The sequence below is a fragment of the Amycolatopsis sp. NPDC054798 genome (assembly GCF_053611505.1).
In genome coordinates, this window is sequence record NZ_JBSHAM010000008.1 from 27441 (window position 1) to 53375 (window position 25935).

Genomic DNA, 25935 nt, shown 5'->3' on the forward strand with positions numbered 1-25935 from the left:
GGAGAATCCATGGCGCGCCAACGGGACGAGCGCATCGACCATGCCGTGCTGGCCGCGGTGTGCGAACTGGTCCGGGAATCCGGCTATTCGGCGCTGACCATGGAGGCTATCGCCCAGCGCGCGGGCACCACCAAACCCGCCATCCGCCGCCGGTGGAAAAGCCAGAAGCATGTGGTGGTCGCGGCGCTGGCGGAAGCGCGCGTCGGGGTCGTGGAGATCGACACCGGGTGCACCTGCTGCGATCTCATCGGCCACCTCGAAGCGCTCCGGACCGGACTGGCCGACCCGGTGTTCGGGCGCGTCCTCCCGGCGCTGACCGCCGATCTGGCGGACGACCCGGAACTGCGGGAAGACTTCCTGGCCACGTTCTGGTCCCCGCGCCGGGAGGCCTGCCTCGGCACTCTGCGCAAGGCTGAGGAACGCGGCGACCTGCGTCCCGGCCAGGACGCCGAGCTGCTGATCGACCTGTTCGCCGCGCCCGTCGTGTTCCGTACGCTGTTCGGCCACCAGGAGCTGACGTCCGCCTTCGTCGAGGACGTCGTCCGCGCGCTGCTGTCCGGAGTGGGCGCGGTCGAAAAAGGACTTTGCGAGCATCGCGGGGTTAGCATCGGCGGGTGACCGAGAACCCCGCTGCTCCCGAGGTGCTCTGGCGACCCGACCCGAACCGGGTCGCTGACACGAAGATCGAGGACTTCCGCCGATGGCTGCGCGAGCAGCGCGGCGTTGACCTGGCCGATTACGACGACCTGTGGCACTACTCGGTCGAGCACGTTCCGGAGTTCTGGACGGCGGTGGCGGAGTTCTTCGGCGTGCGCTGGCACGAGCAGCCGCGGGAGGTCCTGTCCGGCGCGATGCCGGACGCGAAATGGTTCGACGGCGGCACGCTCAACTACGCCGAACACGCACTGAGCCCGGACACTGGCGGCGCGGCGAAGGCCGACGACGAACTCGCCGTGATCTTCCACCGCGAGGACGGGCTCGCCGAGCAACTCACCTACGGCGACCTCCGTGCGCACGTCGCCGCCGCGCGAGCCGCGTTGCGCGCTTTCGGCGTCGGCAAAGGAGATCGAGTCGTCGCGCTCGCGCCGAACTGTCCGCAAACGCTCATCGCTTTCCTCGCCACCGCTAGCCTCGGCGCGATCTGGTCGTCGTGTTCCCCCGACTTCGGCATCCGAGCGATCACCGACCGATTCACGCAAATCGAGCCGAAGGTGCTCGTCACGGTGAACGGATACGCTTACAACGGACGAAAATTCGACATCCGCGACACTGTTCAGCAATTGCGCGAACAGATTCCGTCGTTGGAAGCCACCGTTTTGGTGAAATACCTCGGAGACGGCACTCTCGACGGCGTCATCGACTGGAACGCGATGCTCGCCGAACACGCGGGCGGCGAGCTGGCGTACGAGCCGGTGGAGTTCGCGCATCCGTTGTGGATCCTGTATTCCTCCGGCACGACCGGGCTCCCGAAGGGCATCGTGCAGGGCCACGGCGGCATCGTCGTCGAACATCTCAAAGCGCTGGGCCTGCAGAGCGGACTCGGGCCGGGCGACCGGTTCTTCTGGTTCACCACCACCGGCTGGATGATGTGGAACTTCATCTCCTCCAGCCTCCTCGTCGGAGCCACGGTCGTGCTGTACGACGGCAGTCCGGGCTATCCGGACCTGAACGCGCTGTGGCATCTGGCCGAACAGCACCGCGTCACCTACTTCGGCACGTCCGCACCGTTCATCCAGAGCTGTCTCAAAGCGGGCCTCGTCCCGGCCGAGCGCTACGACCTGAGCGCGCTGCGCGTGGTCGGCTCGACCGGATCGCCGTTGCCCGCGGAGGGTTTCCGCTGGATCGCCGACGCGATCGGCCGGGACGTGCAGATCTGCGCGGTCTCCGGCGGCACCGATCTGTGCGCGGGGATCGTCACCGCCGCTCCGGACGTGCCGGTGTGGCTCGGCGAACTGTCCTGCCGCGCCCTCGGCGTGGCCGCGGCGGCGTTCGACGACCACGGCGAACCGGTGGTCGAGGAGGTCGGCGAGCTGGTGATCACCGAGCCGATGCCGTCGATGCCGGTCTCGTTCTGGAACGACCCGGACGGTTCGCGGCTGCGCGAGGCGTACTTCGAGATGTATCCGGGTATCTGGAGGCATGGCGACTGGGTCAAGATCACCCGCCGCGGCTCGGCGGTGGTCTACGGCCGCAGCGATTCGACGCTCAACCGCGACGGCGTCCGGATGGGTACCGCCGAGTTCTACCGGATCGCGGAAGGCTTCGCGCAGGTCGCCGACTCGCTGGTCATCGACACGTCGGCGGCGGGCAACGACGACGGCCAGCTGCTGTGTTTTCTCGTACTCACCGGCGGTGCCACGCTCGAAGAAGTGGAGCCTGACCTGCGCAAAGAGCTGCGAAACGCGTTGTCGCCGCGACACGTACCCGATCGGTTCATCGTCGTTTCCGAGATTCCCCGTACGTTGAACGGTAAGAAGTGCGAAGTACCAGTGAAGCGGATCCTCTCCGGAGTCGCGCCGGAGAGGGCGGTGAGCAGGGACGCGCTGGCCAACCCGGCCGCGCTGGCCCCCTTTGTGGAGCTCGCCGCGGACTGAACGCGCAAGCGGGGGGAAGCATGGCAAGGCCGTGCGTGTTGCACGCGTGGTGACGGGGACGCGCGCGCAGCACACTTGGCAGGCGGCCGGCGTCACGTCGGTCGTCGCGATCACCTGGGTGACCAGGCTGGCCGGATTGCTGGCCATCGTGTCCACAGTCGTACCGGTGGGCCGCGACGTGCGCGGGCACGTGGCCAAATGGCTGGAGCTGCCGAGCGAAGCGACGACCGCGGCGGCCGCTGTGGCGCTGGTCACCGGTGTGTTGCTGATCATGCTCGCGGCCGGGCTGCGGCGGCGCAAACGCCGCGCCTGGCAGCTGGCGGTCGCCTTCGCCGCGCTGTTGGCGTTGTCACACCTCGGTTTGCGGCACGTGTTCGGCGCCGGAGTGGTGTCGATGGTGCTGCTCGCCGGGCTCATCGGCACACGGCGGTATTTCATCGCCCGCCCGGACCCGACCGTCGCTCGCTGGCGTGCGCTGCGGGTGCTGTTGCAGCTGGTGCTGGCCGGGTTCGTGCTCAACTTCGCGCTGCTGTCGGTCGCGCCCGCCCGGATGCTCGACCCGCTGAGCTTCGCCGACCGGCTTTCCCAATCCGCGCTCGCGCTCACCGGCGTCAGCGGGCCGGCGGTGTTCCACGAGATGTGGTTCGAGGACCTGTCCGCCTCGATCGGGCTGCTCTTCAGCATCACCGGCGTGCTGGTGTCGGCGTACTTCCTGCTGCGCTCGGCCGAACCCGCGCCGGAGCTGTCCGACGACGAACTGGCGCGGCTGCACGAGCTGCTGAAGCAGCACGGGGAGCGGGACTCGCTGGGCTACTTCGCGCTGCGCCGCGACAAGTTCGCGGTCTTCTCCAAGACCGGCAAGGCGGCCGTCACGTTCCGCGTGATCGCCGGGGTCGCGTTGACGTCGGCCGACCCGCTCGGCGACCACGAGGCCTGGCCGGGCGCGATCGAGGAGTACCTGGACATCTGCCAGCGCAACGCCTGGGTGCCCGCCGCGATGGGCGCGTCCGAACTGGGCGCGACGGTGTGGGCGAGGTTCGGGCTGGAGGTACTGGAAATCGGCGACGAGGCGGTCGTCGACACCGAGACGTTCACGCTGGAAGGCCGGGTCATGCGCGGCGTGCGGCAGGCCGCGTCGAGGACGAAGCGGGCCGGCTACAAGGTCCTGGTGCGCCGCGCCGAGGACCTGCGGACGGGCGAGCTGTCCGAACTGGTGCACCTGGCCGCCACCTGGCGCGGCACCGAGACCGAACGCGGATTCTCGATGGCGCTGGGCCGCATGGGCGACCCCGGCTCGGTGATCGTCACCGCGGAACAGGGCGGCAGGGTCCGAGGCGTGCTGCAGTTCGTGCCGTGGGGCGAGCGGGGCCTGTCGCTGGACGTGATGCGCCGGGACCGCACTGCCGACAACGGCGTGAACGAGCTGATGATCTCGGAACTGCTGCTGTACTCCCGCGAGCACGGCATCGACCACGTGTCGCTGAACTTCGCCGCCTTCCGCGCCCTGATGGAACAAGGACAGCGCATCGGCGCGGGCCCGGTCGCGCGGCTCTCGGCGAAGGTCCTGCACTTCTTCTCGCGCTGGATCCAGATCGAGAGCCTCTACCGGTTCAACGCCAAGTTCCAGCCCCGGTGGGTCCCGCGGTACCTCGTGTACCCGGGCGTCGGGTCCCTCCCGCGCGTCGGCATCGCGACCTTCGAAGCCGAAGGCCTCGGCGGCCGTTCTCCCTGGTTACGGCGGCTGCTGCAGCGTTGAGGGGGGTGCCTTCCGGAGGGGGTGGAGGGGTGTGTAACCTATCTGAGCAGTGGTCGTTGGGACCCAGGAGGCTTCGCCTAGTCTGGTCTATGGCGCCGCACTGCTAATGCGGTTGGGGGTAACCCCCCCTCCCGGGTTCAAATCCCGGAGCCTCCGCTGGTGCCTGTTTCGGCAGGTGCTAGGTTAATAACTGAACACGCGCCCGTAGCTCAGCTGGATAGAGCATCTGACTACGGATCAGAAGGTCAGGGGTTCGAATCCCTTCGGGCGCACTGTCTGGTCGAGACAGTATAGCAAGAAACCCGCTGGTGACAGCGGGTTTCTTGCTGTCTGCCCTCATCTGCTGGCGACAGCGGCAGGTCGGCTGGTTGCCGATTTATTGCCAGTTTTCCCGAGAGTCATTGACCGGAACGCTTCCTCGGACACCACGGTCCGAGCGGTACAACTCCCTCCTCTGTCAGAGGGGGCGTTTCACTGTTTATGGTTCGAGCAGTACAAGACCTTCGTACTCAACGAAGTCCGCGAAGTCCTTCACGTTCAGTGTTGCGAGCGGGATCTCGAACGCCAGACAGCACGCGGCGATCCAGGTGTCGTTCTGCGGGCGGGGACGTCCACGCCGTTGGGCGTAAGCCGAGATCTCGCCCCACACGCGTGCGACCTTCGGCGTACCCGGGAGGACCGGGAGCGGTTGCATCCACTGTTCCAGCCGTTCCCGGCGGGGGAGTGCCCACGCACGCAGATGCATCCACTTGTTCAGCTCAGCCAGCGTCACGAACGTGATCGCCGGGCGACAGCCCACAAGCTTGGCCGCGAGCCAAGGCGGAAGATCCCGCTTGAACAAGCCCGACGCGACATCGGTGTCGAGGACAACTTCAAGTGCCACTAGGCCAGGTTAGTCTTACGCTCCGCTGTCACCCAGGCCCGGAACTCGTGCAGCTCATCGGCGGACTCGAAGATGTCCTCTCGTGCCCAGTCCTCCACAGACCTGATGGGCTGGACGTCCTTGTCCGCGAACAGCGCATCCCGCAGGGCAGGGCCATCCAGCTCCTCGTGGGCTGGCTGCTCCGCATTGCTGGTTGTCATGGCCCACCTCCCTGCACTGTGCACCACTGTCTACCAGTAGACAGCGTACCTCGACCTGGGCAAATCCTGCGAGCGTGACCTGCGTGAAGTTCTCGTGTTCAGAGTTTCCTTACTTGTTCAAGGCGGCCCCTCCGGGGCCGCTGGGCACGGTGTTTGATCCGCGGGCAAGATCGACGGGGCGTGCGGGCTGGCGCCCGGTCCCCGCCGATCGCCCGCGGAAAACCAGCCCAGCGGCCACCCGCCGGAGGAGCCGCGAGCAGTCGCGCTGAAAAGAGATGTCCTCGCCGGACGGGCAGGTCTCCAGGATGGTCGAGCCGGGCGCATCGGTTGCGTCCGTGTGTGCCTCACGCCCATCCCGACGACCTCCCAAGGGCTATCAAGCCTGTCAAGGGGGCAGTTCCGCAGTACGCTCGCCGGCAGTGGGAAGGTGCCCCCTTGACAGGCTTAATTGGGCTGAAGCCAGGTCGACGGGATGGACGAAGAGGCCCTCGCTTGTAGGTTGATACCTACCAAGTGGGTATCACTTTGCGTGACAGTATTGCCTCCTGGTGCTCTCGGGGCTACCATCCATCTCCGATTCATCGGGTGCCAGGCGCGATGGTGGTAGCCCCGAGAGCACCAGGACCTTGAGATCTATTCATTTAGGCTGGTCAGGGCGCTGGGGCCGAGTTGGCCAGCGGGTGGATGCGTTGCTTAGCGTAAGCCTTGGATGTTTCTGAGCTGCTGGTCTGGCTCGAGAGGTCGCTCCAGTGATACTTGCAACAATCAGGTGAACGTATGTAATGCGTCGCAAAGCTGAGGCGTTATGTCAGTGGAAGGTGTCACACTTGACATCGGAGCTTGGCCGCGAGGCTGGCGCTCAGAGCTAGTAGGAGGTGAGCTGCATGACGCACGTCGAGGATGTTGTCCGATACATCCAGACTCGGTTGCCCGACGCTGGAACGATGGCCCTCTGCAAGCTCGCGTACTACACCCAGGCTTGGCATCTGACGTGGGAGGGTTCCGCTCTCTATCCCGAGCAGATCGAGGCATGGAAGGATGGTCCTGTCCCTCGTGCGGCTTGGCATGCACTCAGGGCGGGGCGTGAAGGCCGTGCTGAAGCTCTAACTCCAACAGAGCGCGAAACTGTGGACGCTGTGATCAGCTTCTACGGTGAAATGACTGGTTGGCAGCTGCGCGAGCTGTCGCACAGCGAGCGGCCTTGGCTGGAAGCTCGTGGCGACTTGCCGGAAGGCGAACCGTCAACCGCTCCGGTGACGCTGGCCAGCATGCGCAGGTACTACACCGTCAAGTCGATGACTGAGAAGGTGCCGACGCGACTGCGGTCCCAGCGGATGCCCTCTGTTGAAGATGTCCTGGCGGCGGCCGAGGCGGAGGAGCCGCGCTGGAAGGGCACTCTCACCAGGCTGGCTGGTCGTTGATCTACTGCCTCCCCATCGAGGCGGTAGTCAAAATCAACCGCGAGTTTACGGACGGCGCTATCCGCGATCGTGGGGCCTTGGAAAGTGCTTTAGCGCAGCCATTGCAAGGTGGCTTCGGCGTTGAAGAGTTCTACCCCACGATCGCGGAAAAGGCGGCTGCACTGCTATGTGGCGTTGCGAAGGCGCACGGCTTCGTGGACGGCAACAAGCGAACGGGTTGGATGTGTTGCGTCACCTTCCTTCGCCTGCACAGCATCACGTTGCGTGAGGAGGCGGATGACTACGCTGATGACTTCGTCGTACGGGTAGTGGACAGCAACCTTGAGGTGCAGGAAGTCGCCATGTGGTTGCTTGATCAGATTGGCGACTAGTCGCCTTGTCGCCAGTTTATTGCCAGTTTTCAAGGCTAAATGACGACGAATCAGGCGGGATGCCGACTGACTCACTGGGTGTTTGTTCGCAGGGTAGGAGTAACGATGCCTAACAGCGGCAAACGGTGGTCGAGGTCGACCCCAGACCAGAAGGCCCGGGGTTCGAATCCCTTCGGGCACACTGTCTGGTCGAGACAGTAAAAACAGGTCAGGGCCTCGTTCCACTCGTGGAGCGAGGCCCTGACCTGGTTCTCGCGTCAGCGCCGTATCGCACTCTCTCACCGCGGAGCCGTGCCCCGGTTCAGGCGGCCTGGATCGGCGCACGCCTGCCTTCCCCAGTCCTCTTTTCCTGCCGCCAGAATGGAAATACCCGCACACGCGCTTCCTGGCGCTTTACGACCGGACTACTTGTCTTTCTTCTTCGGCAGCTGCTCAGCCGCCTTCTTCCCGGCCGGACCGAGTTTGCCCAGTACCGTGCGCACGCCGTTGACCACTGCGTCCCCGACGGGGTTCGGGTGGTCGTCGTCCGGGTCGCCGATGCTGCTCGCCGCGCCGCTGGAACCTGAGTCCATGATCTTGCTCCCTGTCTGCGTCGTTATTTCCGATTGATGAGTTTGTTGGCGAATTACTCCCTATTTCATGCTACGCAATTGCCGCACCCACAACAACCGCGCGATTTGGGCCTCCTCTCCGGGGACCGCGCCGAGCCGGTTGTTCATGAGGTGGACGTGCTGGAAAGCGGCCCGGTAGGGCGAAACGCGGCGCGCCGAATCCTGGTACTCCGCCCAGAACCGTTCGGCGTAGCGGCGCAATGGGCGTCCGACGGAATCGGTTTCGAGTTCTCGCGCCACGGTTTCGGCGAGGCGGTTCGCTTGGCGTACGGCGGCCGGATCGTCGGGGTGCGCGGTCGCGGCGGCGGGACGCCAGGCGACGGTTCGGGCGCCGCGGCCCGACCAGTACCACGCGTACTGGTGCAGGAAGCTCACCTGCTGTTCCGCGGGCAAGCCTTCGGCGAGGACCGCGGTGTGGGCCGCGGCCAGTGCGATGCGGCGGGCCGGGGTGCGGGCGGGCAGCAGTTCCAGGGCTGTTTCGCTGCCGAGGTGCGCGACGCGTTCGGCGAACTCCACGCCGTCTGGGCCGCGGAACTTCGCCAATTCCGGTTCGTACCAGCGTTTCACGACTTCCGCGCCGTGTTCGGCGAAGCGCTGGTCCAGGTCTGCCTCGATTTCGGCACCGGCTTCGGGGCGAACATTGAGCCGGACGCGCAGCTGCAGGCCCGACATGTCCATGTACTGCAGGAAAAACCACCGCCGCAGTCCTTCGCGGTGCGCGGCGACGACGGGGTGCACGACCTCCCCGAGCAGCTTCGGAACAGACCGGAGATCGGGCACGTAAACCCGCCAATAGCGCCACTGCGGATGCAACACCGCGTCAATCATGGGTCACCACCGTGAGGAATTCCGTGACGCGCCCGTCTGCCGCGCCCGCGGCGGGCAGGGCTTCGGTGAATTCGAGTTCCTCCGCACCGGCCAGGCCTTTCAGCGCCGTCCACGCCGCGAGCGGGCAGGCGAAGCTGAGCCATTGCGGTTTGCCCAGCGGCACCCCGCCCGCGGCGAGCCCGCGGACGAACAGCTGCTCGGGCAACCCGTGCTCGGCACGGAACATCCGGCCGGCGCGGAGGAAGTCGAGGTCGGGCCCGTTTCCGAGCGGCGGGAGCGCCGAGGAGGGCAGCGTCCAGCGGGCCCGTCGCAGCACGAGCCGTCCGTCGGTTACGCGGTCCCGGAAGCCTGGTCCGGGCGTCGGTGTCCACGGGCCGAGCGACAGCCAGGGGTCCGACAGCAGTTGCAGCACGCGGGGCACCCCGCGCAACAGGTGCGCGGGCACCGCGCCGAGGTAGCTCAACGCCGAGGGGCGTCCGGCCGGGTCGAGGATTTCGAGCGTGCCGGTGGCCAGGTCGTGCCGCACACGGAAACCGTCGATCGGCACGCCGCCGTAGGCGCGTTCGGCTCCCCAGGCCAGGAACGGCGTCGCGCGCACGGCGGGGCGTTGCGTGTCCGTCCAGTCGGCGTGTGCGGTCAGCTGATAGACCGCCGCGTCGGGAAAACGCCGTTCGTGCAAGGCGGTCATCGCCGTTTCGACCTGGCCGGACAGACCCGGCACGCCCGCCCAGCGCGCGACCGCGCCGAGATAACCCGGGTGGACTTGGTTGACCACCAGCTCGTCGCCCGCGACCTGCCAGAACACCGAGTGCACGGGCCGTCCGATGCTCGCGCCGGACACCTCGCGCGCCTGCGGGTCGGGCACCGCGCACCGCGGAAGCCACCACATCGGGTCCAGGTCCCGCACCGCGCGGAACGCGAACTCGGCCAGGTCGGCGCTGCCGTCACGGTAGTGGTGCACGAAAAACCGGACCAGGTCGAAGTACCCTGCCCGCGGCCGCACCATGGACCGCAACACGCCTTCGAGACGGTTCAGCTCTCCAGGAACCCAAGCGGGCGGGGCGGTTTCCGGTTCGGGGCCGTGCGCGACGGTTTCGTGCACCAGGCCCAGGCCGTCCAGCCATCCGGCGCGGGCTGGGTCGCGTTCGGCCAGCGTCGTGCGCAGGCGGGCGCGCAGGGCGAGTACGGCGTCGGCGCGCTCGCGTCCGTTTTCCGTGCTGGCAACGACCTTTTCGGCTTCGGCCAGCGCGGGCTCGCCCCACGCCGTGAAGTGCCGCGGTTCGGTCAGCTCCCATGGCGGCACCAGCAACAGGAGACCCTGCTCCAACAGCCGGCGCAGCTCGCCGGTCGAGCAGCCCAGCAAAGCGGCCAGCTCTCGCAGGCGGCGCGGGCGCGCGTCGAACGGCACCGGTCCGGGCACCGCCGTGACCTCGTCCTCGCGGAAGTACACGCCACCGCGTTTGAGGTGGACCGGCAACGCGGCCAGCCACTCCCCGCCGGTCAGCCGACTGTCCACATTGGGCATGACGATCGGGTCGTCGGCCAGCGCCGTGTAGGCGAGCCGCGCGGCGACGCGCGAAGAACTCACCAGCGTGCGCTCCGGCCCGGGATCGGCCGCCCCGGCGAAGCCGCCGGCTCCGACCGTGGTCAACGCGCCGAACGGACTGGGTTTCAGCGTGGTCCGCACCAGGTACGACACCGCGCTGCGGCTCAGCCTGCCGCCGGGTTTGCCCAGCTCCGGCCGGTCGGTGAACGCCGTGACGAACTCCGGGCTGGCCAGTGCCAGCCCGGAAAGCACGTCCGGCGTTCGCAGCGCAGCCGACACCGCGTGGTGCGCCGCCGCCAGCTCGCCGGTCAGCGCCCGAGCTGCCTTTTCCAGCAGTTCGCGCTCCCGAACCAGCGCCTGGTGCCATTCGCCGAGCTGCTCAGCGTCCGCCGGTGCCAGCACCTCGCGCGAGAGCCGGAGTCCGGCTTCGTCGGTGCGGTCGTTGAACACGCCCCGGCGCAACCGGATCAGCCCGCGCCGCTGGTCGCGTGACAGTTCGTCGCGGCCGATGGCGGCGTGCAGCAGGTCGCAGACCGGTTCGCGCAGTGCGTTTTTGCGTGCCGCGGCGGCCTCGGCCTCCTCCAGCAGGGCAAGGGTTTCCGGGGCGCGCAGGCCGTCGAGCACCGCGGCGGGAAGCCCGCAGATCCGGGAGATGAGCAGTTCGGCCACGGTCGTCACCGCCTGCGTGCGGCCAGGGCTTCGGCCTGCCAGTCCGGGTCGTTGCCCGCGCGCCAGTCGAGCGCACCGTCCCCGCTCACCGGTGCCGGCAGTTCGGCCGGGGCGCTGCCGAGGATGAACTCGCCGACCGACGACTCCCGCAGGTAGTCGAGCTTGAACGCGCGAGCCGACGCGTCGGCGTCCCCGCTGCCCAGCCCGCATCCGGCCAGGCCCATCGCGGTCGCCACCAGGTACATCGTCTGGTACAGCGCGCCGGCGTGCTTGAGGGTCACGGCGTAGGCGATCGACTGGTACTTCCACGAAAGCCGCTGGAAGCGCGACGTCATCGTCACCAGCACGTCCGGCACCGCCTGGCCGCCGGTCGACAGCGTCGCGACGGACAGCAGTTCCTCCCGCGCGGTTTCGTCGGCATTGACCAGCCGCAGCACGTGCTCGCCCGCGTCGTAGTGGTAGATGCCCGGCTCCAGCCCGGCACACCGGCGCACGGTCAGGTACAGCTCCAGTTCGTACCCCGCGCCTCCGCACGGGTACGGACGGCTCGAACCCTCGTACGGCATGCGCGCCTCCGGCCGCGGACCGTACGTGCCGCGCACCCGCGCAGTGCGGTAAAGGAATTCGCCCAGTTGCTCCGCGGTGATCGGCTGCTCGCCGTACGTCCGGATGGACTGGCGCGCCTCGATGGTCTCCTGCAGGCCAGGGTCGGCCGAGCGCACGGTGTCGAACTCGGGGCGGTACAGCTCGATCGCCGGGCCTTCCGGGGCGGGCTTCACCGCGGGCAGCGGCTCGATCTTTCCCACATAAGGGAACCGGCCGCCGAACGCCTCGTCGGTGCGCCCGATCCGGCTGCGGCTGTGGAAGTACAGGTCGTGCACGTCCCACTGGCGCAGCACGTCGTCCTGATCCACCGGGAACTCGCCGTCAGTGCCGACGTCGAGGAAACCGGCACCGGCCAATGCGGCCAGCACGGGCTGCCATTCAGTGTCCATTTCGGACACCGGCCGCGCGACGGCGAGCGCGGCGACCGCACCGGCGAGGGCGGCGTCGAGCAGCACCGCGCGGTACTTCCCGATCGGCGACTCCACCACCAGTTCGCCGCCGCGGCGGCGCAGCAGACTGAATTTGCCGAGGCGCAGCCACGCGCCGGCGATCTCGGGCAGTTCGGGACGCAACGGCGTCACGCCGGTGCGTTCCAGCACGGCCACGCGCTCGCCGCGCAGCCGGAAACCGGTGGCGAGGAACGGTTCCACCTTGGCCAGCACGGCGGCGACCGGCGAGTTCGGGTGCCCGGCGATCAGTTCCTCTTCGGTGTGCAGCCCGGCGCGGACCTGCTCGAGCGCTTCGAGCATCGGCGCGCCGACGCCCTTGAGCCGGTACCCGGCGCGGTCGGCGAGGCCGAGCAGGACCTGATCGTCCTTGTGCAGCAAGGAAATGTCGCGGCGGAAGGTGACGACGGTTTCGGCGGTGCGTTCGAGCGTGGTCATAGGAACATCGCAATCGGGTTGAGGTCGGCTTCGGACGGCTTGCGGTCGATCCAGCCCAGCTCCAGCGGCACATCGAACAGCCTGCCGGGCGCGAAACGGGGCCAGAAGTGCCGCATTCCCGGCACCAGCACCCGCACCACCGGCAGGCCGATGTCCACCCGGGTCTGGTCCAGCACCAGCATTTCCATGCCGTGTTCGGAGACGATCCGCTCGGCGCGCAGCACGTCGTCGCGGACATCGGTGCTTTCGTAGCGGGCGAAGTCGGCCTTGGTGCGAAGCGGGCCTTCGGCCGGGAGCACGTACGGCTGGTTCTCCGTGGTCGCGGTGCGCCACCAGTGCAGCTGGTCGGGGTCGTTGTAGGCGTAGGTTCCCGAACCGTCAGCCTTCATGCCGATCACCGCGGGCAGGAACTGGTTCATCTCCGACAGCGCCCGACCGATCGCCACCTCCACGTCGAAGTGGGCGCCGAGGGCGAACAGGATGTCCTGCGCAGGCTTGTCGCGGCGGACCGAAACCGCGGCCACCGACGGGATGCCGAGGTCGTTGGTCAGGTCCAGCACCCAGGTGTCGCGCTCCAGAGCGTCGTAGCGCTGCTGCCATTCGGCGAAGTACGGAACGTCGAAAGTGGACAGATCGATGGCCGGTCGGCGCAGCCGGTGGTACCACCACATCGCGACCGTGTCGCGCTCCACGAGTTCCATGAAGCCCTGCAGCACCGCGTCTTCGAGACTGGTGCCCGCGGCACAGCCGTTGGAGTTCGCGCCGGCCTGGTACCGGCTTCCCGGGCGGTGGTAAGCGAAGTAGAGCCCGGAGGTGGGGAACAGCTTGGTGCGCTGCTCGGTCAGCGACCACACCGGCGACCATTCGACCTCTGCCTGCGGGTCGAGGTCATCGGCGACCCAGTGGAAATGCGACGGGCGCGCGTTCCATTCGGCCCGGTCGCGGAACTGCGCTTCGCTGTAGAGGTGCACCGCGTTGGGGTGGATGACCTCGGCCGGGTCCAGGTCGGCGTAGCGCGCGGTGCGGCGGGCTTCGTCGCCGTGGAAGAGGCCGGAGTAGCGCTCGATGGCCTCGCCCAGCGCGGACGCCTTGGCCTGCGCGTCGCTCATTCCCTTGCCGGCGCTGCAGCTGCGCAGTCCCGCCCGCAGGTCGTTGGCGTTGGCCATCGGGATCGCGAAGTTCTGGCCCGCGGTGTAGGTGTGCAGGCCCTCGACGTCCAGCGGCACCTTCACGAGGTTGCTGATCGGGCCGGTGACCGGGCTGATCAGGTGCTCGTACCTGGCGACGAACTGCTCCGGCGGACGCGAGCGGTATCCGCCGTCGCTGCTCGCCATCCGCGGCCGCGATTCGATCCGCACGGGCGCTTCCTGGCGGCGCGCCTGCAGGTCCGGCTCACCGCACAGCGGGCATTGCGGACGGCGCTGGAAGGGGTGGTGCTCCTGGGTGAGGCTGATCGTGTCGAGCGTGATCACCTCGGCCTGCCACGGCGTGCCGTATTCCGCGGAGACCCCGCCCGGCGGCTGCGGCATCGCCGCGCGGCCCGAGGCGAACGCCCCGGTGAGCCATTTGCCCACGTGCAGCGCCGCGAGCCGGTGCGCCAGCTCCTGGGTGACCGGGGTGCCGGTCACCGAGTTGACCAGTGCCGGGCTGTCGAGCACGCCGCGCTGGCGCAGGTAGGAGGCGAGCACGTTCTTGTTGGACAGCCGCACCCGCAGGCATTCGTAGCAGCCGGTGACCTCGGGTTCGAAAACCGGGCCGACCCAGATCATGCTGCCGACCGGCTTCACCGGGAGCCACGGCACCCCGGCGTCGTGGAACTGCTTGCCCCATTCGGCGAGTTCGGGGCGCAGGTAGTCGTCGGTGAGCACGACGGTGAAGCCGCCGGGCTCGCTGGTCACGCCGGTGCCGAGCGCCCGCAACGCCTCGGTGAACCCGGCGCCGTCGACGTCGCCCGCGGTGAGCACGCGCACGTTCGCCGCGGCGAGGCGGCGCACCGCGTCGTCACCGTCCACTCCGGACGCTTCCCAGTAGCCGCCGACGCGCGGGTCGACCTCGGGGTCGACCTCGACCACGTATCCGCTGCGGCCCAGCCGGTCCAGCGCGCCGTCGATGCGCGCCGGGTCGGCCTCGGCGAGCGCGGCCTTGATGTCGTCGCGGCTCAGCTGCCCGTCGGCCAGCAGCGGTGCCAGCTGTTCGACCAGCGTGCCCGCCAGCCGCGTCTGCGTGGTCCGTTCGCTGGTCAGGTACACCGCGTCGCCGGGTACCGTCAGCACCCGAAGCGACCGATTGAACCTCGTGACCCGGTTGATGCTTTTCGTCATGGTTGTTCCCCTCAGTCGAGCCGGCGGGCGGAGCCCACCAGCCGGGCGAAAGCCTCCGAATGACCGGCCACCTCGGCGAACGTGCCGAGACTGGCGATGCGGCCGTGTTCCAGCACGGCGATCCGGTCGGCCGAGCGGATGGTGGACAGCCGGTGCGCCACCACCACCCGGGTCAGCCGCAACTCGTCCACCGCGCGGCGCACCAGCTCCTGCGCGGCGGCGTCGAGCGCGCTGGTCGCCTCGTCGAGCAGCAGCACGGACGGGCGTTTGGCCAGCGCGCGGGCCAGCAGCAGCCGTTGCACCTGGCCGCCGGACAGTCCGCTCTCGCCGTCGGTGACCTGGGTGTGCAGGCCCATCGGCAGCGCGCGGACGACGTCGGCGAGCTGTGCCGATTCCGCCGCCTGCCACGCCAGGTCCAGGTCCGTCTCGCCGGCCGCCCCGCAGATCACCTCGGCGAGGGTGCCGCGCATGATCGTGGCGTCCTGTGCGACGTAGCCGATCCGCGTGCGCAGTTCGTCGACGTCGCAACGGCGGACGTCGACGCCGTCCACCAGCACCCGGCCGCGGTCGGCGCGGTCGAGGCCGAGCAGCAGCCGCAGCAGGGTCGACTTGCCCGCGCCGGACGCGCCGACCAGCGCCACGAATTCTCCCGGCTCGATGCGGAGCGAAACGTCCCGCAGCAGGTCCCGGGTCTGTCCGGGATAGCGGAAGCTCACGCCCTCGAGCACGACCGCGCCGCGAGCGCGGGGGAGCGGGACGGCGTCCGGCGGCGTCTCCGGACGGGTCGTCAGCACCGGCGCGAGCCGGTCGTGCACCGGGCCGATCGAGAACAGGCCGACCAGCGCGCCCTGCAGCCGCGCGGCGGTGAGGTTGAGCGTCATGGCGACCATGACCACGGTCCACTGCGCGGTGAACCCGAGCCCGGCGGTCAGCGGCAGCAGCACCGCGAGCAAGGCCGGATAGCACGCCACGGCCAGCGCGCTCGCGATTTCCGAGTACCGCAGACCCTTGTCGTCCGACTGTTTTTGCGCGGTGAACGCCGCGCGCCATCGACTGACCACATAGGACTGGGCACCGAACGCCCGCACGTCGTCGATGCCGAGCATCGCCGGATACACCGCGGCCTGCACGTCGTCGACCGCGGCCAGCACGTCGGTGTCGTGCCGTTGCTGGCGCACGGAAAGCCACAGCATCGCGCCGAGCACCAGGCCGAACATCCCGGTGCCGGCGACCGCCAGCCACGGGTCGAGCAAGGCCAGCAACGCGACCGCGACGAGCGCGAACACCGCGTGCAGCGCGGCGGTCAGGCCCCCGCTGCCGAGCAGCCCGCGCAGCTGGCCAACGCCGCCGGCGAACCCCATCAGCCGGCGCAGCGGGTACTGGCGGAAGAACGCCGCGGGCAGGCTCAGCAACCGTTGCCACAGCGCGGATTCGAGCCGGTCCTGGGCCCGGTCGGTGAGGGTCAGCAGGCCGCGTTCGACCACCGCGGTGGTCAGCAGCTGCAAGGCGAGCAGCCCGACGAGCGCTCCCGCGGCGTACGGCACGGCGGCGTGGTTCGCCGCGGCGATCGCGATGGCCAGCACCATTCCCGCCAGCGGCACGACGAAGCCGAACACCGTGGCCAGCAGGCCGAGCACGGCCGTGACCGCCAGCCGGACCCGTTCGCCCGCCAGCGCGAACGACAGCAGCCCGCGTCCAGTCAATCCTTCGGGCGGAAGCGCGGTCATCCGGCCACCTCCGCGAAGTCGCGATACCCGCGGGCGTGGGCGACGAGGTCTTCGTGGGTGCCGTAAACGCGCACCTTTCCTCGATCCAGCAGCACGACGGTGTCGTCGGGGCGGACTTCGGAAAGCCGGTGCGCCACCACGATTGTCGTGGTGCCGCGCTCCCGGAGCGCCGCGTCGATCCGCCCGGCGAGAGCGGTTTCGACCGCGCTGGTCGCTTCGTCCAGCACGAGCACGCGCGGGTTGCGCGCGAGCGCACGGGCCAGCGCGAGCCGTTGCCGCTCGCCGCCGGAAAAGTTGCGGGCCTGCTGGCTTACCGTGGCTTCGTCGACGCCGCCGCGCAGCGCGATCGTTTCGGTGAGCTGGGCGTCGGCGAGCGCGGCGGCGATCGCGTCGTCCGGCAGCGCCGTGCCCAGTTCCAGGTTCTCCCGCACGGTGCCCTCGAAGAACGCGGGCCGCTGCGGCACGTATCCGAGCAGCGAAGGCCGTACCGAGGGCGGAAGGTCCGCTGCGCGCTTGCCGTCGACGAGCGCCACGCCCGACCACGGCCGCACGAGCCCGGCCAGCAGCTTCGCCAGCGTCGACTTGCCGCAGCCGCTCGGGCCGACCAACGTCAGGCGGCCGCCGGGCGGCACGTCGAGATCGAGCGACGCCAGCAGCGGTTCGGCATTGGTGTCGTAGCCGTAGCGCAGGCCGCGCACGGTGACGCGGCCCGGGCCGACGGCGACGGGTGCGTCCACATCGGACGGATCGGTCTCGGCTCCCGCCACGTCGTCGTACGCGGCGAAACTGCTGCGCAGGCCTCCGATGCGGTGCAGCCCGGTCACCAGCCCGCCCGCGTGCAGCTGCCACACTCCGGCCAGCACGGCCACGGTGATCACTTCGCCGGGCGCGACCAGCGCGGTCAGTGCGAGGCAGACGGCGTACCCGACGGCGTGCAGTGCCGTGACGCCGATTCCGAAGCCGTGTTCGCCTAGTGCGACTTTCCTTTGCGCAGCAAGCACTTTGCGCTGTGCCGACGACCAGCGCGCGAATGCCTGCCGTCCGCTGCCTTCGGCCTTCACCGTGTCGATGGCGGACAGCACGTTGAGCGAAAGCCCGTCGCGTGCCGACTGCTCGACCATGAGCGTCGACTGCCGTTCGGTACCGGACCGGCGGCCGAGGCGCAGGAACAGGGCCGTGATCAGCGTGCTGCCGAGCAAGACCGCGGCGGCCGAGGGGGCGAGCACGGCCAGCACGACGAGCAGTCCCAGCACCGCGGCGGCGTTCACCGCGACCGGAAGCACCACCGTGGTGAGCTGCTGCGCGATGGTGTCGGCGATCTGCACCCGGGCCGCGACGCCACCGGTGAAGCGGCGGTGGAAGTAGCTGCCGGGCAAGCGGAGCAGATGCCCGACGAGTTCGCTCGACCGCGTGAGCGAAGTGTGCAGGAGCGCCGCCGAAAGCAAGCGCTGCTGCGCCCAGCCGACCAGCGCGACGCCGATCGCGGTCGCGGCCAGCAGCCACTGCGCACCCGGCCCGGCGGTCGCGGTGACCAGCGATCGGGCGAGCAACGCGGCCGTGACCGTCAGCGCGGCGGTGAGCACGCCCGCCGTCACCGCGCCGACGACCGCGGGCAGCCCCGCGCCGAGCCAGCGCATCGCGCGCGGCAGCACCCGCTGCGGCGCGCCGCTTGGCGTGAAGCCGGTACCTGGCCGGAAACCCAGGTACAGCCCGGAAAACCGGGTACGGAACTCCTCCAGCGACAGCGTCAGCCTGCCCGCCGCCGGGTCGTGCAGCCGCACGCGGCCCTGCCTGCCGACTCGCTCCAGCACCGCGAAGTGCCGGTTGTCGACGAACACCACCCCGGGCGCGGCGAGTCCGCGCAAGGTGGCGACGTCGGCTTCGGCCCCGGACAGCCGGACGCGCTTGGCGCTCACGGTGAGCCCGAACTGCTGTCCGCGCCGGGCGAGCGTCGCGGCACTGATGCCGTCCCGTCCGCCGCCGCACGCCTGGGAAAGCTCCGGCCAGGTCAGGTGCTTGCCGAAGCCGGCGAGCAGGATCCCGAGGCAGGCCGCGCCGCAGTCGGACTCCTCGACCTGGCGGAACTCGGCTCCCGCGCGGGAACGGAAGCGGGTGCTCACCGCGCACCGCTTTCCGCGAGCGCCGGGGCGAAGGTCACCGGCAGCACGCGCGGGGTCGGAAAGGCCAGCGACGCCCGCCAGGGAAGTTCGGCGAGCGGACGGCTCGGCGTCGGCAGCCGGTGGTGCACCGCCTGAAGCAGCGACTGCGCGGTCATCGCGGCCAGCGCGCTGCCGAGGCAGTAGTAGGAGCCGTGGCCGAACGCGACGTTGCCGGTGATCGGCCGGTCCCACCGGAACTCCAGCGGGTCGGCGAACTTGCGCGGGTCGAGGTTGGCGGCCGCGAAAGCCAGGATGACGGTGTCGCCCGCCTTGAAGTCCAGTTTGCCGACCGACAGGTCGTGCGTCACCTGGCGCGAGCCGAACGCGACCGGCGTGCGCAGCCGGATCGCCTCGGCGAACACGCGGTCGGCGCACTGCTCGTCGGCGGCCAGCGCAGCGGCGATCTCCGGGCGTTCGGACAACACGACGAGCGTGTTGGCGAGCGCGGCGGTCACGGTGTCGAGACCGGTCATGAACAGCAGGAGCACCATGTCGACGGCTTCGTCGGCCGAGAGCTTGCCGTCCTGCTGCGCCTGGGCCAAGTGCCCGATCAGGTCGTCGGCCGGTTTCGCGCGGCGGCGAGCGAGCTGGTCCGCGACGTACTCGCGCAGCTCGGCGAACTCCGCGGCGGTGATCGGCGGACCGGCCTCGGGGTGCGCTTCGGCGAGGAAACCGGCGGCCAGCTGGTTCATCATGCCGGTGGCCCTCGCGGTGACCAGCTCGCGGTCGGCGGGAGGGATGCCCAGCAGCACGGCGGTGACCAGCGCGGGCAGCGGTGTCGCGATCTCGGCCACGAACTCGGCCTCCCCGCGACGAAGAGGCTCGGCCAGCAACTCGGCCACCACCTCGTCGATCCGGCCGCGCAGCGCGGCCAGCCTGCGGCCGGAAAACGCGCCCGTGAGCACGCTTCGTAGCCGCTGGTGCTCCTCGGCGGCGCGCACCGACATGGTGCCGCTGAAGAAGCGAACAAACTGTGGGTTATCCCGGCGGACGTCCTCCTGGAACACCGGAGCCGCCATCGGGAAGCCGGGGTGGGTGCAGAGCCGGGTCACCAGGTCATAGCCGGAAATGACCCACATCCCGTCGAACCGCACCACCGGCGCGCGTTCCGCGAGCTCCGCGAAGAAGTCCGGAGCCTCCTTGCCGAACGGCTCCTGACGTGCGAAGTGCCGCCACAGCCGCTGGACGATTTCTGCCATCCCCCAGTTCCTTTCTCGGCACGTGTTCGTCCGCACCGCGTGGTCGCCGCCGCAATAAAAAGATTCATTATTCGGCGGCGACCACGGGCGTGGCTGGAATAGCTCGGCTAAAACGCCTGGATCAGGTGGCGCAGCCGTAGGTGCCGAAGCACACCGGACAGCCGATGCTGCCCGCCGTTCCGAAACAATTGCTCGCTCCGGCCTCGGTGAGTTCCTCGATCACGAGCTCCTCGACCTGCGGGGACTGCGTGGTAACGTTCTCCATGACAACCTCCCTTCGGAAATTCGTTTCGCCGCGGATGTCGTGGGGGATTGTCAGCTCGAGCTCGCGGTGCCGACCGTGCCCGCCGAGCTCGGGCACCCCGCGGTGCCCACGCTGCCGAGGCAGAAGCTGCCCGCCTGCGCGTCCGACAGCTGCTCGATCGTCAGCTCGGTCGTAGCCGGCTCGAAAACCTCTTCGTTCATCGTGTTCTCCCTGTTCAGAGCGTCAGTGCGAGCTGACGGTGCCATAGGAGCCCGCGCTGGAGGGGCAGCCGAACGTTCCGGCCGACCCGACGCACCAGCCGGCGCCGGTGGCGTCGGACAGCTCCTCGACGGTCAATTCCTCGGTGAAGTCCTGCGACTCCTGCATGTCCATGTGCGTTGTCCTCTCAGGACCAGCTGAAGGCGGTGCCGATGCACGCCGGGCAGGTGGTGGAGCTGATGGTGCCGCCGGTGTTCGTGGTGCCGGCGCCGGCGACCTCGCCGAGCTCCTCCACCGTGATGTCCTCGGCGAACGCCTGCTCGACCTGCGTGTCGAACTCGTTCATCTCGATCTCCTCGGATGTGTTGACCAGTGTTTTTCCTGCTCGGACGCGCTCAGCCGAAGCTGGAAGCGGTGCCGACGCTCGACGGGCAGCCCGCGCTGCCGATCGAGAAGGCGGTGCCCGCCGCGGTGGTCTCGACCAGCTCCTCGACCTGCAGCTCCTCCACCGTGTCCACGGCGTTCGTGTTCTCCTGCATTTCCTTTCACCTCCTCCCGCGGTAAAAGTGAAGAGAATTCAGCTAGGGGTGCAGCCGACCGTGCCCTGAACCCAGCCGTTAAAGCTGTAGCGGTACCGGTATTGCCCGCCCTGAGTACCGAGGTACTCCCATTCCGCCAGCTCGAAGCCGACGTTTTTGAACTGTGTGCTGGGCGCACACCTCGGCGGTGCCGGAACGCTCGCTTCGGTTGCGGATACTCCGGACAAACCGGACACAACTACAAAAGCGGAAATAATGGCAGCAGTCATCTCGCAAGCCCCCCAGGCTTTTGATTCCCCAGTTTGTGCTATTCGCTTCAAACGATTCGCACAGGGCGAACTTAAACCCAATCCGGCAGGCAAGAGGAGAGTAAACCGGCGATGTCACCCATCTGGGGTAGTTAGCTGGCAGCTAATTTAGGGTTCGCTTAGGGAAGTCATGCTAAGGGTGCATGACTGACTACTCGGCGGTGACGGTACGTACTGGCTGCGCGCGGCTCAGCGTCCGGCGGCGAAGCCCGCCTTCGCCGCGAGCACCAACGCCCGCACCCCCGCCGGGAGCGCCTCGATGGACGGGGCGAAGTCCGGCGAGTGGTTGGTCCCGCGGTCGCCGGCGCCGAGCGTCCAGTAGCAAAGCGGCGCGGATCCGGCCAGGTGACCCACGTCCTCGGCCGCAGCTACCGGCGGCGTCCAGGAGACGAGGTTCGGACCGAGGGCAGCGAGGTGCGCGGCCCGCACGGCGAGCGTGAGCTGCCGGTCGTTGATCGTCGCGGGGGCCGAGCGGACCGTCTCGATCTCCGGCTCGACCGGGGCGCCGGACGCGGCGGCCTCGGCGCGGCACACGCGCTCGACGGCGGTCAGCGCGCGGCTCAGGGCCCCGTCGGTCGCCGAACGAACGCTCACCCCCAGCCGCACCCGGTCCGGGATCACGTTGGCCGCGTCGCCAGCGTGGATCGAGCCGACGGTGAGCACCACCGGTTCAGCGGGACTGGTTTCCCGAGCCACCACCGATTGCAGCCGCACCACGAGATGGGCGGCCAGCACGACCGGATCGACCGCGAGGTGCGGCGTCGCGGCGTGTCCGCCCCGTCCGTGCACGGTGATCGCCAGTTCGGCACACGGCGCGGTGATCGGCCCTGGCGAGTGCCCGATCCGCCCCACCGGCCCCGGCACGGCGTGCTGGGCCAGCACCGCGTCCGGCGTCCCGAAGATCTCGTGCACGCCGTCGGCCACCATCGCCAGCGCTCCGTCGAGAGTCTCCTCGCCCGGCTGCCCGAACACGATCAGCCTGCCCTGCCAGCTCGCCCGGTCCGCGGTCAGCTCTGCCGCGGCGCCGACTACGGCGGCGAGGTGCAGGTCGTGCCCGCACGCGTGCATCGCGGAACCGCTTGCGGCGTAAGGCAAACCAGTGCGTTCAGTCAACGGCAAAGCGTCCAGTTCGGACCGTAGCGCGACCGTGGGCCCCTCGCCGTTGTCCAGGGCCGCGACCACGCCGTGGCCCCCGATGCCTGTGTGCACGGCGAAGCCGAGGCCGGTCAGCTCCCTGGCGAGGACGGCGGCGGTGCGCTCCTCCGAGCCGGAGAGTTCGGGGTGGCGGTGCAGATCCTGGTAAAGCTCGATCAGGTCCGTCACAGCCACCCGGCCTCCTCCGCGACCCGGTAGGCCGCCACGCGGTTGTCCACCTGCAGTTTCGTCAGCGTGCTCGACAGGTAGTTGCGCACGGTGCCCTCGGCCAGCGACAGCCGCGCGCCGATCTCGGCGGGCCGCAGCCCGGCTCCCGAGAGCCGCAGCACTTCCAGCTCCCGGTCGGTCAGCGGCGTCTCGCCGACGGCCAGCGCGTCGGCGGCGATTTCGGGGTCCACGTGCCGTCCGCCGGCGCACACCTTGCGCACGGCGTCGATCAGCGCGTCCGGCGAGATGTTCTTCGTGACGAACCCGCGCACCCCCGCCCGCATCGCGCGGTGCAGATACCCGGGTTTGCCGTAACTGGTGACCACGAGCAGGGCGCACGGGATGGCTTCGGCGTGCAGCGCCTCGGCGACCTCCAGGCCGGACATGCGCGGCATGTCGATGTCGACCATCGCGCCGTCGGGACGTTCGCGCCGGATGGCTTCGAGCGCGTCGGCGCCGTTGTCCACGGCCTCGACTACTTCGATGTCGTCGGCCAGGGTGAACACCGTGCGCAGGGATTCCCGGAGCAGGGCGTGGTCCTCGGCCAGCACGATCCGCAGGGTCATGAGTTTTTCCTCGGCAGGTCAAGGGGAACGCGAGCGGTGAGCACGAACTCGCCGCCGGCTTCGGTGTGTTCGAGCGTGCCGTGCACCGCGGCGAGCCGCTCGGCGAGGCCGGTGAGACCGTGCCCGGCCCTGGCGCCCCCGGCGTGCGGCCGGTCGTTGGAGATCCGGACGGTCAGCGCCGCCGGTTCGCGCACGAACTCGACGCGGCAGTTCTCCGCGGCACTGTGGCGCAGGATGTTGGTGCCGCCCTCGCGGATCGCCGCGCCGATCGCCTCGGCCGCGGCAGCGGGCAGGTCCCCTGGCACCGGATCGGCGACCACCCGGACGCCGGCGAGGCTGAGGATCGACGACGTGCCGCGCAGTTCCTCGGCGAGGCTGGGCTGCCGGTAACCGGCGATCACCTTGCGCAGTTCGGACACCGAACCGCCGGCGAGTTCGGCGATCTGCACGAACTGGTCGCGGGCGGCTCCGGTGTCGGCGTCCAGCAGTCGCACCCCGAGTTCGGCCTTGAGCCGCACCACCGACAGGCCCCGCCCGAGCACGTCGTGCAGGTCGCGGGCGAAGCGCAGCCGCTCCTCGACCACCGCCATCCTGGCCAGTTCGTCGCGGCTGGCGTGGACTTCGGCGGCGTAGGCGGCCAGCAGCCCCATCCCGGCCAGCACCACGACGGTCACGATCGAACGGAGCATCGTCTCGGCCACCGCGAGCGGCGGCACGTCGTGCAGCAACGCGATCCCGGCCGTGCTGATCAGCACTATTAGCGGGAAAAGCCAGCGCTTGACCCCGGTGAAGCTGATCGCCGCGACCCCCGCGACCAGCGCGGGCATCGCCAGCCACGCGGGTCCGAAGGCCAGCAGCAGCGCGTAAGACAGGCTGGTGGCGATGGCCACGTCGATCAGATGCTCGCCGCGGGACTGCGAACGGCGCACCACCGACCACACGACGCGGCCGACGCCGGTCAGCAGACCGGCCCCGGCCAGCACGGCGAAGAGGACGTCCACCACCGGGGGCCGGGTGCTGAGCCAGAGGAAGAACCCTTCGCCGGTGAACGCGACGACCGTGCCGAGGATCAGCAGGGCGACGACGCGGCCCAGTGTCCCGGGGCTCCACCGGTCCACACGTCCTCCCGCCTAGCCCGTCCGTTTCGGGTCCCATTTGAAGAAGCGCTTGCCCAGGCCGAGGGAAACGCCGATCCAGGCACAGAGTAGTCCCAGCGGCATGACGCACGCCCGGAACGACTGCAGGAATCCGACTTCGGCGGGCAACTGGGCCGTCGCGGGATTCGACGCGAAGTCGCGGCCGAGGTAAGCGGTGCGCAGAATCTCGACCACCGAACTCGAGGGCAGGTACCGCACGGGAACCTGCAGGAAGTGCGGCATCTCCGACAGCGGGAAAACGATTCCGGACGCGAACATCATCAGGAACAGGAATGGCGTGACCAGCCACGTGGAGACCTCGCTGGTCGGCAGCAGCCCGGAAACGCCGATCGCCAGCAGCGCGAACGTGAACGCGCCCAGCAGCACGCCGACCAGCAGCAACAGCGGGTTCGCCGGAGCGGGGCCGCCCAGGTAAACGAGCCCGAAAACGAGCAGCACCACCACTTGCGCGACGCTGGTGACCGAGCCGCTCATGGCTTCCCCGGTCATGATCGCGGTGTCCGGAAGCGGGGTGCCGCGCAGCCTTTTGTAAATCAGTTTCCCGCGCCGGCTCGTCGCCGAGTTCACGACGTTGTAGACGATCCAGACGAGGACGAATCCCATCATCCCCGGCAGCAGGTAGACGCCGCCGTCGAGGCCGGCGATCTCGCCCTTGCCGTGCTGGCTCGCGGGCAATCCGATGCCGAGCCCGAGCGGAATAAGCACACCGGTGAGCGCGAAACCGAGATCGCGCCAGTGCACCTTTTGCGACAGCAGGAATTGCGACCAGGTGTAGCGCCACCAGCCCAGCGATCGGCGGGCGGCGAGCGGCGCGGGTGCCGTGGCAGTCATCAGCGCTCCTTCGCGGTGACAGCGAGGTCGGCCTCGTCGGCGACCCGCAGGAAAACGTCTTCGAGGGAATTGCGCCGGACCTCGAGTTCGGAGATCCGCGCGCCGGCCCGGTGGGCCCAGTCGAGCAGCCGGTGCAGGTCGGCCTGCGGGTCGGTGCTGCTCAGCGCGTAGTGGCGGCCGTCGTCGGGCACCCCGGCCAGTTCGACCGGCACCGGAGCCTCGCTGACGAACGTGATCGTCGAGCCGTGGTCGGCCCCGATCACCTCGCCGACGGAGCCGTGGCGCACGAGGCGCCCGCGGTCCATGATCGCCAGCCGGTCGGCGAGGTACTGCGCTTCCTCCATGTAGTGGGTGGTCAGCAGGATCGCCATGCCGCCCGCGACCATGTTCTCCAGCACCCGCCACGTGCGCCGCCGCGCCTGCGGGTCGAGGCCGGTCGTCGGCTCGTCGAGAAACAGCAGCTCCGGCCGTCCCAAAACGGCGAGCGCCAGGTCGAGCCGCCGCCGTTCGCCGCCGGACAGCTTCCCCACGCGCGTGTTCCCGACCTTGCCGAGGTCGACCAGGTCGATCGCCTCGTCGATCGGCATCGCGTCGGCGGTGAAGCGCCGCCAGGCCCGGATCGACTCGACGACCGTCAGATCGTCGAAGAACCCGGCCTCCTGCAACATGATCCCCACCCGCGGCGCGATCTTCTCGCGCTGCTCGGCCGGATCGACTCCGAAGACCCGCACACTTCCGGCCGTGGGCCGGCGGTACCCCTCCAGGACGTCCATTGTCGACGTCTTGCCCGCGCCGTTGGTCCCCAGCAACCCGAAAACCTCGCCGGCGCGCACCGTGAAACTCAGCTCGTGGACCGCTACGAACGACCCGTAGTCGATCCGCAGCCCGTCCACCTCCACTACCGTTTCCCTGCCCATGCCGACAGCGTCCCGCC

Annotated in this window: 25 protein-coding genes and 2 tRNA genes; 7 read left to right on the forward strand and 20 right to left on the reverse strand. The window is 69.2% G+C overall.

Annotated elements, in window-relative coordinates; genetic code table 11:
- Window positions 1–9: 9 nt before the first annotated feature.
- From ACWGIC_RS07285 to ACWGIC_RS07305, 5 genes are all read left to right on the forward strand, one after another.
- Complete coding sequence (locus ACWGIC_RS07285) at window positions 10–618, forward strand: TetR/AcrR family transcriptional regulator (protein WP_452075020.1); 609 nt, start codon at window positions 10–12, stop codon at window positions 616–618.
- Window positions 615–2594, forward strand: coding sequence for an acetoacetate--CoA ligase (locus tag ACWGIC_RS07290; RefSeq protein WP_452075021.1), 1980 nt, complete (start codon window positions 615–617; stop codon window positions 2592–2594). The genes ACWGIC_RS07285 and ACWGIC_RS07290 overlap by 4 nt, the downstream gene beginning before the upstream one ends.
- Window positions 2595–2640: 46 nt before the next feature.
- Window positions 2641–4350 (forward strand): phosphatidylglycerol lysyltransferase domain-containing protein, encoded by a 1710-nt coding sequence (locus ACWGIC_RS07295; RefSeq protein ID WP_452075148.1) that lies wholly within the window; start codon window positions 2641–2643, stop codon window positions 4348–4350.
- Window positions 4351–4416: 66 nt separating this feature from the next.
- A tRNA-Ser gene (locus ACWGIC_RS07300) sits at window positions 4417–4506 on the forward strand.
- Window positions 4507–4548: 42 nt separating this feature from the next.
- A tRNA-Arg gene (locus tag ACWGIC_RS07305) sits at window positions 4549–4622 on the forward strand.
- Between the two features lie 206 nt (window positions 4623–4828).
- On the opposite strand, the gene ACWGIC_RS07310 is transcribed toward ACWGIC_RS07305, so the two are convergent.
- Complete coding sequence (locus ACWGIC_RS07310; RefSeq protein WP_452075022.1) at window positions 4829–5233, reverse strand: PIN domain-containing protein; 405 nt, start codon at window positions 5231–5233, stop codon at window positions 4829–4831.
- Window positions 5233–5433, reverse strand: a complete 201-nt coding sequence (locus ACWGIC_RS07315; RefSeq protein WP_452075023.1) for a hypothetical protein — start codon at window positions 5431–5433, stop codon at window positions 5233–5235. The genes ACWGIC_RS07310 and ACWGIC_RS07315 overlap by 1 nt, the downstream gene beginning before the upstream one ends.
- Window positions 5434–6317: 884 nt before the next feature.
- On the opposite strand from ACWGIC_RS07315, the gene ACWGIC_RS07320 reads away from it, so the two are divergent.
- Together ACWGIC_RS07320 and ACWGIC_RS07325 are read left to right on the forward strand one after the other, a co-directional pair.
- Complete coding sequence (locus ACWGIC_RS07320) at window positions 6318–6854, forward strand: Panacea domain-containing protein (protein ID WP_452075024.1); 537 nt, start codon at window positions 6318–6320, stop codon at window positions 6852–6854.
- Window positions 6851–7225 (forward strand): type II toxin-antitoxin system death-on-curing family toxin, encoded by a 375-nt coding sequence (locus tag ACWGIC_RS07325; RefSeq protein ID WP_452075025.1) that lies wholly within the window; start codon window positions 6851–6853, stop codon window positions 7223–7225. The genes ACWGIC_RS07320 and ACWGIC_RS07325 overlap by 4 nt, the downstream gene beginning before the upstream one ends.
- Before the next feature lie 404 nt (window positions 7226–7629).
- Here the strand turns inward: ACWGIC_RS07325 and ACWGIC_RS07330 are convergent, their stop codons facing one another.
- The 18 genes from ACWGIC_RS07330 to ACWGIC_RS07415 all read right to left on the reverse strand — a co-directional run bounded on the left by ACWGIC_RS07330 (window position 7630) and on the right by ACWGIC_RS07415 (window position 25918).
- Window positions 7630–7797: a hypothetical protein gene (locus ACWGIC_RS07330; RefSeq protein ID WP_452075026.1), complete on the reverse strand. Its 168-nt coding sequence runs from the start codon at window positions 7795–7797 to the stop codon at window positions 7630–7632.
- 60 nt (window positions 7798–7857) lie between these two features.
- Window positions 7858–8664 (reverse strand): thiopeptide-type bacteriocin biosynthesis protein, encoded by an 807-nt coding sequence (locus ACWGIC_RS07335; RefSeq protein WP_452075027.1) that lies wholly within the window; start codon window positions 8662–8664, stop codon window positions 7858–7860.
- On the reverse strand, window positions 8657–10879 hold the full coding sequence (locus ACWGIC_RS07340) for a hypothetical protein (protein ID WP_452075028.1): 2223 nt from the start codon (window positions 10877–10879) through the stop codon (window positions 8657–8659). The genes ACWGIC_RS07335 and ACWGIC_RS07340 overlap by 8 nt, the downstream gene beginning before the upstream one ends.
- Window positions 10880–10884: 5 nt before the next feature.
- A complete protein-coding gene (locus ACWGIC_RS07345) occupies window positions 10885–12369 on the reverse strand; it encodes a SagB/ThcOx family dehydrogenase (protein ID WP_452075029.1) in 1485 nt (494 codons plus the stop codon).
- Complete coding sequence (locus tag ACWGIC_RS07350) at window positions 12366–14690, reverse strand: TOMM precursor leader peptide-binding protein (RefSeq protein WP_452075030.1); 2325 nt, start codon at window positions 14688–14690, stop codon at window positions 12366–12368. Before ACWGIC_RS07350 ends, ACWGIC_RS07345 begins: the two co-directional genes overlap by 4 nt.
- 11 nt (window positions 14691–14701) lie before the next feature.
- On the reverse strand, window positions 14702–16417 hold the full coding sequence (locus ACWGIC_RS07355) for an ATP-binding cassette domain-containing protein (RefSeq protein WP_452075031.1): 1716 nt from the start codon (window positions 16415–16417) through the stop codon (window positions 14702–14704).
- Window positions 16414–18537 (reverse strand): ATP-binding cassette domain-containing protein, encoded by a 2124-nt coding sequence (locus ACWGIC_RS07360; protein ID WP_452075032.1) that lies wholly within the window; start codon window positions 18535–18537, stop codon window positions 16414–16416. The genes ACWGIC_RS07355 and ACWGIC_RS07360 overlap by 4 nt, the downstream gene beginning before the upstream one ends.
- A complete protein-coding gene (locus ACWGIC_RS07365; protein ID WP_452075033.1) occupies window positions 18534–19775 on the reverse strand; it encodes a cytochrome P450 in 1242 nt (413 codons plus the stop codon). The genes ACWGIC_RS07360 and ACWGIC_RS07365 overlap by 4 nt, the downstream gene beginning before the upstream one ends.
- Before the next feature lie 121 nt (window positions 19776–19896).
- Window positions 19897–20040, reverse strand: coding sequence for a thiocillin family RiPP (locus tag ACWGIC_RS07370; protein ID WP_452075034.1), 144 nt, complete (start codon window positions 20038–20040; stop codon window positions 19897–19899).
- A gap of 50 nt (window positions 20041–20090) precedes the next feature.
- Window positions 20091–20240, reverse strand: coding sequence for a hypothetical protein (locus ACWGIC_RS07375; RefSeq protein WP_452075035.1), 150 nt, complete (start codon window positions 20238–20240; stop codon window positions 20091–20093).
- Window positions 20241–20262: 22 nt separating this feature from the next.
- Window positions 20263–20412: a thiocillin family RiPP gene (locus ACWGIC_RS07380; protein ID WP_009085976.1), complete on the reverse strand. Its 150-nt coding sequence runs from the start codon at window positions 20410–20412 to the stop codon at window positions 20263–20265.
- 13 nt (window positions 20413–20425) lie between these two features.
- Complete coding sequence (locus ACWGIC_RS07385; protein WP_143271399.1) at window positions 20426–20584, reverse strand: RiPP peptide; 159 nt, start codon at window positions 20582–20584, stop codon at window positions 20426–20428.
- 49 nt (window positions 20585–20633) lie between these two features.
- Entirely contained in the window at window positions 20634–20777 is a 144-nt protein-coding gene (locus tag ACWGIC_RS07390; RefSeq protein WP_452075036.1) for a thiocillin family RiPP, read from the reverse strand.
- A gap of 497 nt (window positions 20778–21274) precedes the next feature.
- On the reverse strand, window positions 21275–22414 hold the full coding sequence (locus tag ACWGIC_RS07395) for an amidohydrolase (protein WP_452075037.1): 1140 nt from the start codon (window positions 22412–22414) through the stop codon (window positions 21275–21277).
- Entirely contained in the window at window positions 22405–23013 is a 609-nt protein-coding gene (locus ACWGIC_RS07400; protein WP_452075038.1) for a response regulator, read from the reverse strand. Before ACWGIC_RS07400 ends, ACWGIC_RS07395 begins: the two co-directional genes overlap by 10 nt.
- Window positions 23010–24131, reverse strand: coding sequence for a sensor histidine kinase (locus ACWGIC_RS07405; protein WP_452075039.1), 1122 nt, complete (start codon window positions 24129–24131; stop codon window positions 23010–23012). The genes ACWGIC_RS07400 and ACWGIC_RS07405 overlap by 4 nt, the downstream gene beginning before the upstream one ends.
- 12 nt (window positions 24132–24143) lie before the next feature.
- Window positions 24144–25001, reverse strand: a complete 858-nt coding sequence (locus ACWGIC_RS07410) for an ABC transporter permease (RefSeq protein ID WP_452075040.1) — start codon at window positions 24999–25001, stop codon at window positions 24144–24146.
- Window positions 25001–25918 (reverse strand): ABC transporter ATP-binding protein, encoded by a 918-nt coding sequence (locus ACWGIC_RS07415; RefSeq protein WP_452075041.1) that lies wholly within the window; start codon window positions 25916–25918, stop codon window positions 25001–25003. The genes ACWGIC_RS07410 and ACWGIC_RS07415 overlap by 1 nt, the downstream gene beginning before the upstream one ends.
- Window positions 25919–25935 lie beyond the last annotated feature (17 nt).

Coding starts and splice junctions, on each gene's coding strand:
- ACWGIC_RS07365 (WP_452075033.1), bottom strand. CDS start 19,775: ATGGCAGAAATCGTCCAGCGGCTGTGGCGGCACTTCGCACGTCAGGAG.
- ACWGIC_RS07350 (WP_452075030.1), bottom strand. CDS start 14,690: ATGACGAAAAGCATCAACCGGGTCACGAGGTTCAATCGGTCGCTTCGG.
- ACWGIC_RS07355 (WP_452075031.1), bottom strand. CDS start 16,417: ATGACCGCGCTTCCGCCCGAAGGATTGACTGGACGCGGGCTGCTGTCG.
- ACWGIC_RS07415 (WP_452075041.1), bottom strand. CDS start 25,918: ATGGGCAGGGAAACGGTAGTGGAGGTGGACGGGCTGCGGATCGACTAC.
- ACWGIC_RS07315 (WP_452075023.1), bottom strand. CDS start 5,433: ATGACAACCAGCAATGCGGAGCAGCCAGCCCACGAGGAGCTGGATGGC.
- ACWGIC_RS07320 (WP_452075024.1), top strand. CDS start 6,318: ATGACGCACGTCGAGGATGTTGTCCGATACATCCAGACTCGGTTGCCC.
- ACWGIC_RS07285 (WP_452075020.1), top strand. CDS start 10: ATGGCGCGCCAACGGGACGAGCGCATCGACCATGCCGTGCTGGCCGCG.
- ACWGIC_RS07335 (WP_452075027.1), bottom strand. CDS start 8,664: ATGATTGACGCGGTGTTGCATCCGCAGTGGCGCTATTGGCGGGTTTAC.
- ACWGIC_RS07330 (WP_452075026.1), bottom strand. CDS start 7,797: ATGGACTCAGGTTCCAGCGGCGCGGCGAGCAGCATCGGCGACCCGGAC.
- ACWGIC_RS07345 (WP_452075029.1), bottom strand. CDS start 12,369: ATGACCACGCTCGAACGCACCGCCGAAACCGTCGTCACCTTCCGCCGC.
- ACWGIC_RS07410 (WP_452075040.1), bottom strand. CDS start 25,001: ATGACTGCCACGGCACCCGCGCCGCTCGCCGCCCGCCGATCGCTGGGC.
- ACWGIC_RS07385 (WP_143271399.1), bottom strand. CDS start 20,584: ATGAACGAGTTCGACACGCAGGTCGAGCAGGCGTTCGCCGAGGACATC.
- ACWGIC_RS07390 (WP_452075036.1), bottom strand. CDS start 20,777: ATGCAGGAGAACACGAACGCCGTGGACACGGTGGAGGAGCTGCAGGTC.
- ACWGIC_RS07375 (WP_452075035.1), bottom strand. CDS start 20,240: ATGAACGAAGAGGTTTTCGAGCCGGCTACGACCGAGCTGACGATCGAG.
- ACWGIC_RS07380 (WP_009085976.1), bottom strand. CDS start 20,412: ATGGACATGCAGGAGTCGCAGGACTTCACCGAGGAATTGACCGTCGAG.
- ACWGIC_RS07370 (WP_452075034.1), bottom strand. CDS start 20,040: ATGGAGAACGTTACCACGCAGTCCCCGCAGGTCGAGGAGCTCGTGATC.
- ACWGIC_RS07400 (WP_452075038.1), bottom strand. CDS start 23,013: ATGACCCTGCGGATCGTGCTGGCCGAGGACCACGCCCTGCTCCGGGAA.